The 13,577-nt window shown below is 67.8% G+C and carries 16 protein-coding genes; 2 read left to right on the top strand and 14 right to left on the bottom strand.

Annotated elements, in window-relative coordinates:
• From trbL to trbB, 7 genes are all read right to left on the bottom strand, one after another.
• Window positions 1-914, bottom strand: a 914-nt coding sequence (gene trbL, locus ACREEF_RS14125) for a P-type conjugative transfer protein TrbL (protein ID WP_431566209.1), incomplete at its 3' end; no start/stop codon positions are given.
• Window positions 911-1,165, bottom strand: coding sequence for a putative entry exclusion protein TrbK-alt (gene trbK-alt / locus ACREEF_RS14120; RefSeq protein ID WP_431566207.1), 255 nt, complete (start codon window positions 1,163-1,165; stop codon window positions 911-913). The genes trbK-alt and trbL, both read right to left, overlap by 4 nt.
• Window positions 1,162-1,884, bottom strand: a complete 723-nt coding sequence (gene trbJ / locus ACREEF_RS14115; protein ID WP_431566206.1) for a P-type conjugative transfer protein TrbJ — start codon at window positions 1,882-1,884, stop codon at window positions 1,162-1,164. The genes trbK-alt and trbJ overlap by 4 nt, the downstream gene beginning before the upstream one ends.
• Window positions 1,881-4,322, bottom strand: coding sequence for a conjugal transfer protein TrbE (gene trbE, locus ACREEF_RS14110; RefSeq protein ID WP_431566208.1), 2,442 nt, complete (start codon window positions 4,320-4,322; stop codon window positions 1,881-1,883). The genes trbJ and trbE overlap by 4 nt, the downstream gene beginning before the upstream one ends.
• Window positions 4,323-4,324: 2 nt before the next feature.
• Window positions 4,325-4,591, bottom strand: coding sequence for a VirB3 family type IV secretion system protein (locus tag ACREEF_RS14105; RefSeq protein ID WP_431566205.1), 267 nt, complete (start codon window positions 4,589-4,591; stop codon window positions 4,325-4,327).
• Window positions 4,591-4,908: a TrbC/VirB2 family protein gene (locus ACREEF_RS14100; protein ID WP_431566204.1), complete on the bottom strand. Its 318-nt coding sequence runs from the start codon at window positions 4,906-4,908 to the stop codon at window positions 4,591-4,593. The genes ACREEF_RS14105 and ACREEF_RS14100 overlap by 1 nt, the downstream gene beginning before the upstream one ends.
• Window positions 4,909-4,939: 31 nt before the next feature.
• Window positions 4,940-5,881, bottom strand: a complete 942-nt coding sequence (trbB, locus tag ACREEF_RS14095; protein WP_431566203.1) for a P-type conjugative transfer ATPase TrbB — start codon at window positions 5,879-5,881, stop codon at window positions 4,940-4,942.
• Between the two features lie 120 nt (window positions 5,882-6,001).
• Here trbB and ACREEF_RS14090 point away from each other — a divergent pair, with 120 nt between their 5' ends.
• Window positions 6,002-6,433 carry a hypothetical protein gene (locus tag ACREEF_RS14090; protein ID WP_431566202.1) on the top strand — a complete coding sequence of 144 codons (432 nt, stop codon included), beginning with the start codon at window positions 6,002-6,004 and terminating at the stop codon, window positions 6,431-6,433.
• On the top strand, window positions 6,411-7,079 hold the full coding sequence (locus ACREEF_RS14085) for a hypothetical protein (protein ID WP_431566201.1): 669 nt from the start codon (window positions 6,411-6,413) through the stop codon (window positions 7,077-7,079). Before ACREEF_RS14090 ends, ACREEF_RS14085 begins: the two co-directional genes overlap by 23 nt.
• On the opposite strand, the gene ACREEF_RS14080 is transcribed toward ACREEF_RS14085, so the two are convergent.
• The 7 genes from ACREEF_RS14080 to ACREEF_RS14050 all read right to left on the bottom strand — a co-directional run.
• Complete coding sequence (locus ACREEF_RS14080; RefSeq protein WP_431566200.1) at window positions 7,006-7,527, bottom strand: CopG family transcriptional regulator; 522 nt, start codon at window positions 7,525-7,527, stop codon at window positions 7,006-7,008. The genes ACREEF_RS14085 and ACREEF_RS14080 overlap by 74 nt on opposite strands.
• 9 nt (window positions 7,528-7,536) lie before the next feature.
• Window positions 7,537-9,510 carry a conjugal transfer protein TraG gene (locus tag ACREEF_RS14075; RefSeq protein ID WP_431566199.1) on the bottom strand — a complete coding sequence of 658 codons (1,974 nt, stop codon included), beginning with the start codon at window positions 9,508-9,510 and terminating at the stop codon, window positions 7,537-7,539.
• A 36-nt stretch (window positions 9,511-9,546) separates the two neighbouring features.
• Complete coding sequence (locus ACREEF_RS14070; RefSeq protein WP_431566198.1) at window positions 9,547-10,917, bottom strand: DUF3363 domain-containing protein; 1,371 nt, start codon at window positions 10,915-10,917, stop codon at window positions 9,547-9,549.
• A gap of 535 nt (window positions 10,918-11,452) precedes the next feature.
• Window positions 11,453-12,094: a lytic transglycosylase domain-containing protein gene (locus ACREEF_RS14065; RefSeq protein ID WP_431566197.1), complete on the bottom strand. Its 642-nt coding sequence runs from the start codon at window positions 12,092-12,094 to the stop codon at window positions 11,453-11,455.
• A 38-nt stretch (window positions 12,095-12,132) separates the two neighbouring features.
• Window positions 12,133-12,648: a S26 family signal peptidase gene (locus ACREEF_RS14060; protein WP_431566196.1), complete on the bottom strand. Its 516-nt coding sequence runs from the start codon at window positions 12,646-12,648 to the stop codon at window positions 12,133-12,135.
• Window positions 12,645-13,136, bottom strand: a complete 492-nt coding sequence (locus ACREEF_RS14055) for a DUF2840 domain-containing protein (protein ID WP_431566195.1) — start codon at window positions 13,134-13,136, stop codon at window positions 12,645-12,647. The genes ACREEF_RS14060 and ACREEF_RS14055 overlap by 4 nt, the downstream gene beginning before the upstream one ends.
• A 65-nt stretch (window positions 13,137-13,201) precedes the next feature.
• On the bottom strand, window positions 13,202-13,577 hold a 376-nt coding region (locus ACREEF_RS14050), incomplete at its 5' end, for a helix-turn-helix transcriptional regulator (protein ID WP_431566194.1).

Below are 13,577 nucleotides of genomic sequence, written 5' to 3'. Positions count from 1 at the left end.
CGCCCCGCGAGCCCGGCGCCCGCGCTGGCGGCCAATCGGGCGCTCGCGACCCCGGCCATGGCGACCCCGCCGACAGCGAGGCCGGTTCCGATCGCCGCGCCAGCGCTCAGTTGCGGCGCGCCGGAGATCAGCCCTGAAGCAATCCCCGGACCGAAGATCGCAAGCCCGGCTAGGCTGAGCGCCGCCAGGGTAATGGCCAGGACATCCTCAAGGGCGGGAGGCTGACCGGCAAAATCCTTGACAAAGGTGTCGAACATCGTCGAGCCGATGCCGACGATCACCGCAAGGACGAGGACTTTTACGCCCGAGGCCACCACGTTGCCGAGCACGCGCTCGGCCAGGAAGGCGGTCTTGCCGAACAGGCCAAAGGGAATGAGGACGAAGCCGGCGAGGCTGGTCAGCTTGAACTCAATGAGGGTCACGAAGAGCTGAACCGCCATGATGAAAAAGGCGATCAGGACGATCAGGAAGGCCACCATCAGGATGGCGATCTGGACGAAGTTTTCGAAGAAGCCTGGAAAGCCTGACATCTCGGCGGCGGCCGTGAGCATGGGCCGTCCGGCGTCGATGCCCTCCTGCGCCAGCTTCCCCGGCCGCAGGAAATCCTCGCTCGACAGATTAGACCCGGACGCCTTCAGGCCCAGGCGGGCGAAACTCGCAAATACGATTTCCGAGAGCCGCTGGAAGTTGCCGATCAGGAAGGCGAAGAACCCCACGAACAAGGTCTTCTTGACCAGTCGGGCGAGGATGTCGTCGGACGGCCCCCACGCCCAAAACAGGGCCGCCAGGGTGACGTCGATGACGATCAGGGTCGTCGCGACGAAGGCGACCTCGCCGCCGAGCAGGCCGAAGCCGCTGTCGATGTAGCGACTAAAGACCTCGAAGAAACGGTCGATGACCCCGGTATCATTCATGACGGATCTCCCACGCCGAAGAAGCGTCGACGGCTTTCCGCCCAGGCGGCGTGACAATCCGCATCGGCGCCGCCCGCCTCGCCGAGGTTGCGGCATCGGGCGAGTTCCGCCGACGCAGGGCTCGTTGGGGGTCTGACCGCCGGGACCGGCTCCGGCGCGCCTGGGCTCGCCAGGACGGCCGCGCCGATGGCGCATATCGCGATGATGACGGCGGCGACGCCCAGAGGGTCACGGCGGAACAGAGCCCTCATTGATCCGGTTCGCCCATGAAGCGCCGGAACCGCGCCTGCGCATCCGCGCGGGCGGCGGTCCGATCGGCGGCGTCAAGCGCATCCGCCCTGCCCTGCGCAGCGAGGAGAGCGGCTAGTTCGACCAGCTGGCTGGATTGCAAGGCCAACAGCTGGTTGCCGGCCTGAGCCGCCTGCAGGGCGCCGGCGGCGCTCTGGCTGGCGCCCACCAGGCGGTCCATTTCCTGCCGCGTCGCGCCCAGGCCCTGGACCACGCCGGCCTGGACCCGCATCGCGTCCTCGAAACCTGCGACCGACGACCGCCACCGAGCGCGGGCGCGCGCGACCAGATCTCCCTCTGACGCAGACATCTGCACGGCGCCGTACTGGTTGTCGAAAGCCGCCTCGATCTCGCGCACGTCATAGGCCAGCGTCTGGGCCTCCGCGAGAAGGCCGCGAGTGCGATCCATCTGCCCCTGCAGGGTCTGCAGCGACGAATAGGGCAGGCTCGTCAGGTTCCGCGCCTGGTTCATCAAGGCGGTCGCTTCGTTCTGGAGCGACTGGATCTGATTGTTGATCTGCTCTAGGGCGCGGGCGGCCTGGATGACATTCTGGACGTGGTTGGTCGGATCATAGACCGCGACCTGGGCCTGAGCCGGAAGGTTGACGCAGAGGAGGACGGCGGCGGCGAAAGCCGCAGGGATGGCGCCATGCAGGGCGACGGGCGAACGCAGGCGTTTCATGGCAGGTCTCCGAGGGGCGGGGTTGAGGCGGTCGCAAGAAGGTCGGCGGCCCATGGGAGGCCGCGATGACGCAGCCAGGCTGCGCCGAAGCCCGCGCGACCAGCCTCGTCGAGGACTGCGCGGATGGCGGTCTGATCGGCGGCCGAGGACGCGGCGCAGAAGGCCAGGGCGACCGGACCGAGACCGAGCTCGAACAGACGGTCCCCGGCGCGCGACTGACAGTAGTAGTCACGCTTCGGCGTCGCCTGGGCGAGAATGTCGACCTGGCGATCGGTCAACCCGAAGCGGCGGTAGACGGCGGCGATCTGCGGCTCGCGGGCGCGAGCGTTCGGCAGGAAGAGACGGGTGTGGCAGCTCTCGATGATCGCTGGGGCGATCGCGCTGTTCTCGATGTCCGCAAGCGACTGGGTGGCGAAGACCACCGAGGCGTTCTTTTTGCGCAAGGTCTTCAGCCACTCGCGCAACTGAGCGCCGAAGCCGGTATCACCGAGGGCGACCCAGCCCTCATCAACGATGATCAGGGTCGGTCGTCCGTCCAGCCGGGCCTCGATACGGTGGAACAGATGGGCGAGCACGGCGGGCGCCGCCGCCGATCCGATCAGGCCTTCCGTCTCGAAGGCCTGGACCGATCCCGTCCCGAGGTGTTCATGATCCCCGTCGAGCAGACGCCCCCACGTCCCCTCCAGGGTGAAGGGTGCGATCGCCCGCTTTACAGCCCCGATTTGAACGAGAGCGGCGAAACCTGACAGGGTGCGTTCGCTGGCGGGGGTTCCCGCGAGGCTGGTGAGGGCCGACCATATCTGGTCCTTGGCCTCCGGATCGATCGCCACGCCCTCACGGGCGAGAAGGTCGATCAGCCAGGCCTGGGCCCAGGCCAGCTCTCCCGGATCATCGATCCCTTCCAGGGGCTGCAGCGTCAGCCCGCGCTCGCCGCCCAGCATCGCCTCGCCGAGGTCGTGGAAGTCGCCTCCCATGGCCAGGGCCGCCGCGCGGATCGAGCCGCCGAAGTCGAAGGCGAACACCTGGGACGCCGGGTAGCGCCGGAACTGGAGGGCCATCAACGCCAGCAAGACGCTCTTCCCCGCCCCTGTGGGCCCCACCATCAAGGTGTGACCGACATCGCCGATGTGATGGGAAAAGCGGAAGGGCGTGGCTCCATCGGTCCGCGCATGAAACAGCGGCGGCCCGTCGAGGTGGTCGTTCCAGTCCGGCCCCGCCCAGACGGCGGACATCGGCATGATGTGCGCGAGGTTGAGCGTGGAGATCGGCGGCGTCCGCACATTGGCGTAGACGTGTCCGGGCAGGCTACCGAGCCAGGCTTCGACGGCGTTCAGGCTCTCTGCGATGCAGGTGAAATCACGCTCCTGCACGACCTTTTCGGCCTGCCGGAGTTTGGCGTCAGCGACCGCCGGATCCTCGTCCCACACCGTCAGGGTGGCGGTGACCAGGGCATAGCCCACCCCATCGGCGCCGAGATCCTGCAGAGCCTGATCGGCGTCCGCCGCCTTGTTGCCAGCGTCGGAGTCCATCAGGACGGACGCCTCATTGGTCATCACCTCCTTGAGGAGGGCTGCGATGGATTTCCGCTTGGCGAACCACTGGCGGCGGATGCGGCCGAGCAGGCGTCCGGCGTCGGTCTTGTCCAGGCAGATCGCGCGCGTCGTCCAGCGGTAGTCGAACGCCAGACGATTGAGCTCGTCGAGGAGCCCGGGCCAGGTCGCAGTCGGAAAACCGATGACGGTCAGGACCCGCAAATGCGCCTGCCCCAGACGTGGAGCCAGGCCGCCGACCAGAGCCTTGTCGGCCAGCAGCACATCAAGGTGCATTGGCGTTTCCGGCAGACGCACGGCATGCCGCGCGGTAGAGACCGTGGCGTGAAGGAAGGTCAGGGTCGCTTCGTCGTCGAGCCAGGCCGCATGCGGCATCAGACCTTCGATCAGGGCGAGGAGCCGATCTGTCCGATCGATGAAGCCGCGGACCTGGGACGGCCAGTCCACACCCTTCTCCGCGTGGCCCTCGTAGAGCCATCGCGCGGCGCGGCCGCGATCTTCAGCCGGCGGCAACCAGACCAGGGTCAGGTAGTAGGCGCTTTCGAAATGGGCTCGGTCCGTCTGGAAGTCAGCGCGCCGCTCCTCATCCACCAGGCCTGAAGCCGGGTCTGGGAAGAGACTGTCGGGATAGGCAGCCGACGGATGACGCTGGGCCTCGATGAAGATCGCCCATCCCGACCCAAGACGCCGCAGGGCGTTGTTCAACCGCCCGGCGACACCCGCCAACTCGGCATTGGTCGCTGAATCCAGATCGGGTCCGCGGAAGCGCGCGGTCCTTTGGAGGCCGCCATCCTTGTTCAGCACCACACCGGGCGCGATCAGGGCCGCCCAGGGCAGGAAGTCGGCGAGTTGTCGCGGCCGAGCGCGATATTCCTGAAGCGAGAACATGATCAGACGTCCAGAAGAGCCGGCAGGCGCAGGTGACGACGCGCCACCTCGACAAAGTCCGGATCGTGACGGGCGGCGAGGACGCCCAGGGCGTGCCCGACGATCCAGACCGCCACGCCTGCGAGCCACAACCGCAGGCCCAGCCCCAGGGCGGCGGCCAGGGTGCCGTTGACAATGGCGAGGGCGCGCGGCGCGCCGGCCAGGAGGATGGGCTCCACCAAGGCCCGATGAACGGGCGCCATGAAGTCCTCTGGGATCGGATCAGCCATCAGACCAGCGCGCCGCCGCCGAAGGAGAAGAAGCTGAGGAAGAAGGAACTGGCCGCAAAGGCGATGGAGAGACCGAAGACGATCTGGATCAGCCGACGCGCGCCGCCGGAGGTGTCCCCAAAGGCCAGGGTCAGGCCGGTGACGATGATGATCATCACCGCGATGATCTTGGCTACCGGCCCCTCGATCGACTCCAGGATGGACTGAAGGGGCGCCTCCCAGGGCATGGAGGAACCGCCCGCCAGGGCGGGTGAAGCGCAGACGGCGACCATCGCCAGAAGAGCGACGGAGTGGAGGTGGCGTTGATGGGCGATCATGGCGGAACTCCAGGTGGTGAAGTCGGAGGGGTCAGGAGAGGACCTGCGAGAGGCGGTAGCCGCCCTCGCCGTCGAGGCCGTCGACGGCGGCGAGTTCGATCAAGCGTCGCGCGGCGCCCCGCCCGGCCAGGACGGCGACGAGGTGGATGGTTTCGGCGATCAGGGCGCGGGGCGGCACGAGGACCGCTTCCTGGATGAGTTGCTCGAGCCGATTGAGCGCGCCGCGCGCGGATCCGGCGTGGAGGGTGCCGACGCCGCCCGGATGTCCGGTGCCCCAGGCTTTCACGAGGTCGAGCGCCTCGGCGCCGCGGACCTCCCCGATGGGGATGCGGTCCGGGCGCAGGCGAAGGGCAGAGCGCACCAGATCGGTCAGGGTCACGGCCCCGTCCCGGGTGCGCAGCGCCACGGTGTTGGGCGCGGCGCACTGCAGTTCGCGTGTGTCCTCGATGAGGATGATCCGGTCGTCTCCCCCCGCCATCTCCGCGAGAAGGGCGTTCACCAAGGTCGTCTTGCCGGTGGAGGTTCCGCCGACGACGAGGATGTTCCGGCGCTGGGCGACGGCATCGCGCAGGCTCTGCGCCTGCCCGACGACCATGATGCCGGCGGCGACGTAGTCGTCGAGGGTGAAGACGGCGACGGCGGGTTTGCGAATGGCGAAGGCCGGCGCACGCACGATGGGCGGAAGAAGACCCTCGAACCGCTCCCCGGTTTCCGGCAGTTCGGCGGAGATGCGGGGGCGGGTCTCATCAACCTCGAGGCCGACATGGTGGGCCACCAGCCTGACCACCCGCTCGCCCTCAGTTGGCTCCAGACGCTGCTGCGTCAGCTCGAGCCCGCCCGTCAGCCGATCCAGCCAGATCCGACCGTCCGGGTTGAGCATGACCTCCACCACATCCGGGTCCGACAGCGCCGCCAGGAGCGCCGGGCCGAAGGCCGTACGGAGCATTTTGAGGCTGCGCGCTTGTGTGGTCATGGCGATCCCGTCCTTGAGCGCGGATCGGCGGGCGATCCGGACGGGGGCGACAAGAGAACCGCAAATCGCGGGAGTTCAACAAGGCCGAGGGCGTAGTAGGGTCCCGTCGTAGAAAGACAGGTGATCGGCGATATGACGGACTTCTTCGACCCGGGGGGCGGCGACGAACAGGTGCTGGCCAAGCTGCGGGAAATAGTTCGCGAGGCAGGACTGGAGCCCTATCTCGACCTCGGTGTGGTCGGGGATGCCTTCCCTGCAGGAGCGACCATCCGCCTGTTGAACCGCACTGTCCGGCTCCTGCGGGAACTGCATGATCTCGACGAAAGCCTGGAAGACGCCGGCGAGTGGAAGGCGATCGTTTTCATGGCCGATCCAGCCCTTCCCCCGGAGTACAGGGAACCGGCAAACGCTCCCGCCCTCTTCGTGGAAGACGCCAGGTTGCCAGGACTTTCCGTCATTGACCGCCAACGCAGCGGCGAACGCCACCAGGCGATCATCCGCGCCCAGAAACTAATCCTGAAATTACGCAATGCCATCCGCAACCAAGCTTAACCTGCTCGAAGCGATCCGCACCGCCTTGAGGGGCGTCGCCCATTCCGGCTACGGGCCGGCGGACGCGATCGAGGACATCTACGAGGCCTACGTCTGGACAAGGGTGATCGAGGCTGCCCGCCGGCTTGGCTGGCACGTGACCTATTCCGCGCCGGACGGATCCTGGTCCGGCACCCTGATGCTGCGTCGTGGCCCAGGTGTGATCTACAGCCCGACACCCTTCACCTTTGCAGTTTTGACCAAGCCTCTGACAGATCCGCTTGAAGTACATCTGGGCGTCATGGTGACCGGCCGTTCCGGTGTCGCACATGAATGCGACGTTCTGGTCCTGCCCGCAGATGCGGCCCAGGCAGCGCGGGACGCCGGAGAGCACCCGAGCTATCGCAACGTCGTCCTTCAGGCAGAATGCAAATTCTACACCGGTTCCCTGCCCTTGGGGCTCGCGCGCGGCCTGCGCGGGCTGTCGGCGGATTGCAGCCTCGGCAAGGCCGGCGGCCTCGTGACCAATGCGTTGCGCTCCACTAGCATCGGCCGGCTGATCCTCCACAATCGACTGTACTACAATCCGCGCCTCACGCCCGGCTATCGAATGGAGGTTCGGAAGCTGGATCGTCGTCTCGAGCATCGATTGCGTCGGTGGTCCTGACGCCGGAATCGTGGCCTCGGCCCACGGCGGCATCACTTGCTGCCGCTTCAAGCTCGAACGCCAACTCGCGCGTGAACGACCGTCCGGACGCCAGTCGGCGGCCCAGGCTCTCGACGAAGCGTTCGTAACGATCCCGCCCCCGTGCACGCGCCGCGGCCTGGGCGGAATCCGGAAGCGAGGGCGTCGCGGCCATCCAGGACCGGACGAAGAGGGCCAGCATTTCCACGGCGACCTCGAGGTCTCGCTCCAACCGGTCGGCGTGGCGATTGAGGCGGTCCAGCCGTCGTCCGAGCGCGGCCTCCTGCTGCTGGGCGGAGTCCGGCGTGAGGAAGCTGGCGATGGCCGCCTCGGCGATGGTCGACTTTGGCACGCCCCGCCGCTTCGCCTGGGCGACCAGGAGATCGAGCAGTTCCGGCGTGAGGTAGACGGTGAGGAAGGGCTTCTTCATAGCGCAGGCCTAGAGGCTGATGCCGTCGTCAGGGTCGAGCGCCGCCTGGCGGGCGACGCGCCGCATCCGCGCCTCCAGATCGTCCGGCAGGATGGCGACGCCGTCGTCCTCGTCGAGATCTAGCCCGAGCGGATCGCCCGGAAGGTCTTCGACCACAGGCGTCGGCGCCAGGACGTCGGGCGCTTCCGGATCCTGTTCCAGTCTGAGTCCGCCGTCATCGGACATCGCCGGCGCCGGCGGCAATGCGTCGGCGGCGGGTGAAGACGTCATCCAGGGAAGATCGTCCCCCGCACCCGGGATTACGCCCCGCGACTCCGGCGCGGAGATCACGCGCCCCTTAAGCTGGCGGTCCGCGTAATACCGCGCCTTCTTTACCCGTAGGGGCGCGCATCCCGACGCCAGCACCAGGGCGTCAGTCGAAGGCAGTTGCATCACCTCGCCCGGGGTCAGGAGGGGGCGAGCCGTCTCCTGGCGGGACACCATGAGATGACCGAGCCAGGGTGAGAGGCGGTGACCGGCGTAGTTCCGCATCGCCCGCAGTTCGGTCGCTGTTCCCAGGGTCTCGGATATCCGTTTGGCGGTCCGCTCGTCGTTGGTCGCGAAGGCGACCCGGACATGGCAGTTGTCGAGGATCGCATTGTTCGGCCCGTAGGCTTTCTCGATCTGGTTGAGGCTCTGGGCGATGAGGAAAGCCTTCAGTCCATAGCCCGCCATGAAGGCCAGGGCGGTTTCGAAGAAGTCGAGACGCCCCAGGGCCGGGAACTCGTCGAGCAGCATCAGCAGGCGACGACGCCCTGCCCGCGCATGGAGATTCTCGGTCAGGCGTCTTCCGATCTGGTTCAGGATCAGGCGGATCAGCGGCTTGGTGCGGCTGATGTCAGAAGGCGGCACCACCAGGTAGAGGGAGACGGGCCGTTCGCCGTCGACAAGGTCGCCGATGCGCCAGTCGCAACGCCCGGTCACCGCCGCCACGACCGGGTCGCGATAGAGGCCGAGGAAGCTCATCGCGGTGGAAAGCACGCCCGACCGCTCGTTCTCGCTCTTGTTCAGCAGTTCGCGGGCGGCGGCGGCGATCACTGGATGAGGTCGCCCGTCGCGATGGGGCGTGGTCATCATCCGGCGCAGGGTGGCTTCGATCGGGCGTTCCGGATCCGACAGGAAGGAAGCTACGCCGGCCAGGGTCTTGTCGGGCTCCGCATGCAACACATGGAGGATAGCCCCGACCAGAAGGGCGTGGCTGGTCTTCTCCCAGTGGTTCCGGCGTTCGAGCGCGCCCTCGGGGTCGACGAGAATATCTGCGATGTTCTGCACGTCGCGCACCTCGAGCGGTCCCGGCCGTACCTCCATCAGGGGATTGTAGGCGGCGCTTTCCGCATCGGTCGGGTCGAACATCAGGACGGGTCCGAAGCGGGCGCGCCATCCGGCGGTCAGGGACCAGTTCTCGCCCTTGATGTCGTGGACGAGCGCGGAGCCGCCCCAGGTGAGGAGAGTCGGCACCACAAGACCGACCCCCTTGCCGGAACGGGTCGGCGCAAAGCACAGCACATGCTCGGGTCCGTCGTGGCGCAAATACTGTCCGTCCAACTCGCCCAGAAGCACGCCGTCTTCGCCCAGCAGGCCGGCCGCCCGGGCGTCGCGCGCATCGCCCCATCTCGCGGTCCCGTAGGTCGTCGCCGACGCCGCCTCCCGCGAGCGCCAGACCGCCATGGCGATCGAGACCCCGATCGCGGCGAGCGCAGACCCTGCAGCGACCGCTCCGCCCTCCAGGAAGATGCGCGGCGCATAGGCGTCATAGACGAACCACCAGAAGAAGAGGCTAGGCGGCGCATAGATCGAATGGCCCATGACCTCGAACCACGGCGCGCCGAGCGCCGGCTGATAGGCCAGACGCCAAGCCGTCCACTGGGTTGCGCCCCAGACGCCGGCGAGGATGAGGCCGAAGACCAGGGTGATCTGGCCCCAGAGGATTCTTCCGGCAGACATGCAGGCCTCCTATTCAGAGGGGATCAGAGGATGGGCTTAGCGGCCGAGCGGGCGCGGCGGGCGCCATTCGATTTCGCCTCGGGCGCCGGCGAGTCCTCTGACCGTCCGGCCGAGGCTTCGTTCGAGCGGAGGTCGCCATGGCACGAGACTGAAGCCCTTCCCGTCGTCGATCAGGGCGAAGCGCCCCGAGGCCAGATCCAGACGTCGGCGGTAGACGCCCGAGACGTCGTCCCCCTCGGCTGGCGAGCGAAAGACGAGACCTGTCTCATTCCGGATTCGCTCCGACACGTCGGCTATCTCCCGGGCCCTCAGGGTTTCCAGAAGGCCAGACGCGAAGCGCACGCCGACGCCCCCCCGCTCTGGGAGCCGCTCGGCCAGACCCTCAGCGCTCAGGTGATCGATGCGCGCTTCTCGGGCGGCGGCGATCTCGTCGGCGAACCCGCCGACCTCGGGCAAGGGGTTCGGATCCAGGAGCCGCCGATCCAGCCAAGTCGCGCCCCTGGCCGTGATCTGGCTGGGCAGGTCCAGATCGGAAACCGTCAGCGTCATCGGGTGGGCGCCGCGCGACGGCGGACTGGCGCGCACGATGGCGTCGACCCTTGGTTCCCGCGCACCGGCGTCCGCCAGGGTGATGTGATGAACCCGCCCGTCGAGCCCGTCGATGACGGCGAAGCCCGTGCCGCGCAGTTCATCATCCAGGCCCCGCGTGAGAACCCGTCCGACGACAACCTCGGACAAGGGCGAGGTCGCCCATAGTTCCGGCGCTCGGACCAGCGCACACGCTTCCACCGCCGTCGCCAAACGGCCGGCTGTTTCAGTCTCACGGGCGATCCCGCGTAGCCGCTCTCCGAGCCCGCTCTGCAGCCGCCATCGGCCGGGTCCTGCTGGATGGGCCAGACCGAGACGTTCGAGCGTCCGGAGCCGACGGGCCAGGGCGAGCGCGCCGACCGGATCACCGAGCCCCTTAGCTGGGAGCAGATCGACGCGGCCTTCGCCGTCCACCAACCGCTCGAGCGTACGATCTATGCGCGTCCAGCGCCGGGCCTCGGCTTCCCGCATGAGGACAGCCGTGCGTTCACGCGGACCCGGCGGTCCCAGTTCGAGCTCCGCCAGGGCCTCCGCGCGCGCCCGGACGCCCCGGCTGATGTAGTCTCGACTGATGACCAGGTCGGCGCCGTCATCCAACCTTCCCCTCAGGATAATGTGGATATGAGGATGGGCGGTGTTCCAATGATCGACCGCAACCCAATCGAGCCGCGCGCCCAGGTCCCTCTGGACATCGCACATGAGATCGCGGGCATAGGCGCGAAGGTCCCCGAGTTGGGGAGCGTCCTCCGGCGAGACGATAAAGCGGAAATGATGACGGTCATCCCGGGCCCGTTCCGCGAAGGCAGAGGCGTCGGCCATGTCGCTCCGAGCATCGAAGAGGCGTCCCGCTTCGCCGTCCCGAGTCACGCCGCCTCGCTGGAGATAGGCGATGTGCGCGGCGAGCCCTCCAGCGCTTCGGCGCGCCACCCGCGCCTGGACGACGACCTGCCGTCGCGACGTCCCTGCACGAAGACTACGAACCACGGCCGCCCGCCCTCGCCCGAAGGTGCTTGCGCCTGAACCGCCTCCCTTGCCGACGCCCCGTCCGCCCAACGGACCTCCGGCGCGGGCGACTGCAATCCCGACCTGACGCAGCGCCGTATCCATCCTCGGCCCTGATGACGCGCGGATGCGTCCAGGGCGGACCCGGATATCGTCATCGCCCGTCATGGTTGGCTGGAAAAGGCGCAATAATCAGTGCTGTTCCAACGACATAGCCCGTCAGAAAAGGCGCGCCGTCGCGCCACGCCTTGCTGCAAGTCCTTGAGATGGAAGACAAAACGTCTCCCCCACCCCCGCCGCACCTTGCGGCTTTTATCTTGCCCTCCCTTCTGCACGTCTCGAGGAAGGTTCATCACGGCGAAACCGGATCTGAGCCGGCGACAGGAGCCAGCGCCACGAAGAGCCCAGGAACCCCGAAACTGGAGGACGGCGGGACGCCTGGGAAAAGCGGCGCCAGGTTCGGATCAACCGGCGCGACAGCCGCCCGCCTGGAGCCGGCAGGCGATGTGGTCGCCCCCTCGAGAAGCCCGATCCGGGCGACATAGTCGCGGGTTTCCAGCGGCAGGGGACGCCCGCCGTCCCGATGCTGCAGGTAGCGCCGCGGCCCTGCGTTATAGGCGGCCAACATTCCCTCCTGGCCGAACTGGTCGTGTAGTTCGCGCAGATAGGCGGCGCCGGCCATGATGTTGTCGCGGGGGTCATAGGCATCCGGGCCAAGGCCGTGCCGTCGCCGCAGTTCGGCATAGGTGGCGGGCATCACCTGCATCAACCCCATGGCGCCTGCACGCGATGTGGCGCGCGGGTTGAAGCCGCTCTCCTGCTTCATGACGGCCCGGATCCACCGCTCAGGCAGACCGAAACGACGCGCCGCCTCAGCGATCATTTCGTCGATCGTCTGTATGGCGAAGCTCTGTCGGCCGGGTTCGGGATCAGTCGAACGTGCGACCGAAATGAACGGAAAACTCGCCGCGGCGACGATCACGCCGAGCGCCATTCCGCACGTCGCGCCCCTTCCCAGGACAGCCGGGCGGGTCAACCTCGTCCCTCCCGGACATGGATCGGCATGACGCGACCGAGCAGGTCCTTGCGGTCGACCGGACCGAAATATCGGCTGTCGAGCGCGTCCGGGACGTCAGGCGCGAGCAGAAAAAGAGACTCAGGTCCCAGGGTGATGCAGCCGCTCCAGCGCGGGAGCGGACGCCCGGCGCGATCCCTTTCCCGCGCCATGGCGACCGTCCGGCCGTCAATGAAAATCCCCTGCTCCCAGCGACAGACCACGGACGACGCGGTCGCCGCGACCGGCTTCAGGAGCGGGACGCCGGCCGGCAGATAGCCTCGCGCCGCGAACGCTTGCGACCATTCGGGCGCGAGACGGTAGGCGACGAGATCGCCGGCGGCTGGCGAGTGCGTGGGCTCAAGCCGATACAGGCCGACAGGAGCGCTCGCTGAGGCGTTCCATATAAGTAGCGGCGTGCGGATCGCGAACGACCCGAGCGTGAGCGCGGCGAGCGCCACACCGGCGCATCCGAGAACGATCTTATGCCTCATGACGCTGCCTGCTGGCGCAGACGAAAGGCCCGGTGGCGCTCGGCGGTATAGGTCAGGGGCGACAGGCTGACCGCCAGCCGGGCGTGGACATGGCGCCAGTAGTCGGGAGCCACCTCGCCCGGTTCGAAGCCGCCGGTCTCAACGGCGTCAATCAGATCGAGGGCGCGACGAACCCGCGGCCAGCCGTTCAGGCGAAGCAGGCTGACGGCGCCGGGCACGACGCCGGGAATGGCGATCCGATCACGAGAAGGGTCTGCCGCCTGGAGGATGTCCAGGCGCGACACGACCGTGCCATAGGCGTTCGTGGCCCAGCGCACATACGCGAAGACAGCGCCGGAACGAAAGGCGACGAAGCGATTCCTGCGCGAGACAATGCGCTGATCGACCGCCTGACCGAAGCGAATCCAGCGCTCCGTGCGCCCTGGATCGAAGGCCAGTTCAACCCATGTCAGTTGATCTGCTGGCGGCGGCGGGTTGTCGACCACCACCGTCGGGTCGCGATGATAGGGCAGATAGGGCGGCGGTTCCGGCGCCCCCCTCTCGGCTTGGCCGTTCATAGCGTGCGGTCCCGGTCCGGGCGACGCGCGGGTGCGATCCGGTCATGGCCCGGGTCTGTGGTGGAGGATTTGACCCCGCGATCCGCCCACGCCTGGAGGTCGCCGACGGAGTAGACGACCCGTCCGCCGATCTTCCGATAGAGGGGACCGGTGCCGTAGCAGCGGTGCTTCTCGAGCGTGCGGCCGGACAGGCCGAGATGTCGTGCGGCTTCTGCGGTGCGGAGATAACGCGGGGGCATAGGGGTCTGGGCGTCGTGCATGACGGCAATCCTTGCGGGGCTGGAACGCCGGCGGCGGTCGACGGCGAGGCAGGCCAAGGATTTCGCCAAACCGGCGTCTGCGGCAGTCGGCGCGCGGGCATCGGGTGATGCC

The sequence above is a fragment of the Brevundimonas sp. genome (genome assembly GCF_050729455.1).
Classification (GTDB): domain Bacteria; phylum Pseudomonadota; class Alphaproteobacteria; order Caulobacterales; family Caulobacteraceae; genus Brevundimonas.
This window is presented reverse-complemented; position numbering and strand designations above follow the sequence as displayed.

Excerpts from the sequence above, each read along its gene's own strand:
- ACREEF_RS14080 (WP_431566200.1), bottom strand. The coding sequence starts at position 7,527 with ATGAAGAAGCCCTTCCTCACCGTCTACCTCACGCCGGAACTGCTCGAT.
- trbB (WP_431566203.1), bottom strand. The coding sequence starts at position 5,881 with ATGACCACACAAGCGCGCAGCCTCAAAATGCTCCGTACGGCCTTCGGC.
- trbK-alt (WP_431566207.1), bottom strand. The coding sequence starts at position 1,165 with ATGAGGGCTCTGTTCCGCCGTGACCCTCTGGGCGTCGCCGCCGTCATC.
- ACREEF_RS14075 (WP_431566199.1), bottom strand. The coding sequence starts at position 9,510 with ATGTCTGCCGGAAGAATCCTCTGGGGCCAGATCACCCTGGTCTTCGGC.
- trbE (WP_431566208.1), bottom strand. The coding sequence starts at position 4,322 with ATGTTCTCGCTTCAGGAATATCGCGCTCGGCCGCGACAACTCGCCGAC.
- ACREEF_RS14065 (WP_431566197.1), bottom strand. The coding sequence starts at position 12,094 with ATGGCGCTCGGCGTGATCGTCGCCGCGGCGAGTTTTCCGTTCATTTCG.
- ACREEF_RS14070 (WP_431566198.1), bottom strand. The coding sequence starts at position 10,917 with ATGGCCGACGCCTCTGCCTTCGCGGAACGGGCCCGGGATGACCGTCAT.
- ACREEF_RS14100 (WP_431566204.1), bottom strand. The coding sequence starts at position 4,908 with ATGATCGCCCATCAACGCCACCTCCACTCCGTCGCTCTTCTGGCGATG.
- trbJ (WP_431566206.1), bottom strand. The coding sequence starts at position 1,884 with ATGAAACGCCTGCGTTCGCCCGTCGCCCTGCATGGCGCCATCCCTGCG.
- ACREEF_RS14060 (WP_431566196.1), bottom strand. The coding sequence starts at position 12,648 with ATGAGGCATAAGATCGTTCTCGGATGCGCCGGTGTGGCGCTCGCCGCG.
- ACREEF_RS14105 (WP_431566205.1), bottom strand. The coding sequence starts at position 4,591 with ATGGCTGATCCGATCCCAGAGGACTTCATGGCGCCCGTTCATCGGGCC.
- ACREEF_RS14085 (WP_431566201.1), top strand. The coding sequence starts at position 6,411 with ATGCCATCCGCAACCAAGCTTAACCTGCTCGAAGCGATCCGCACCGCC.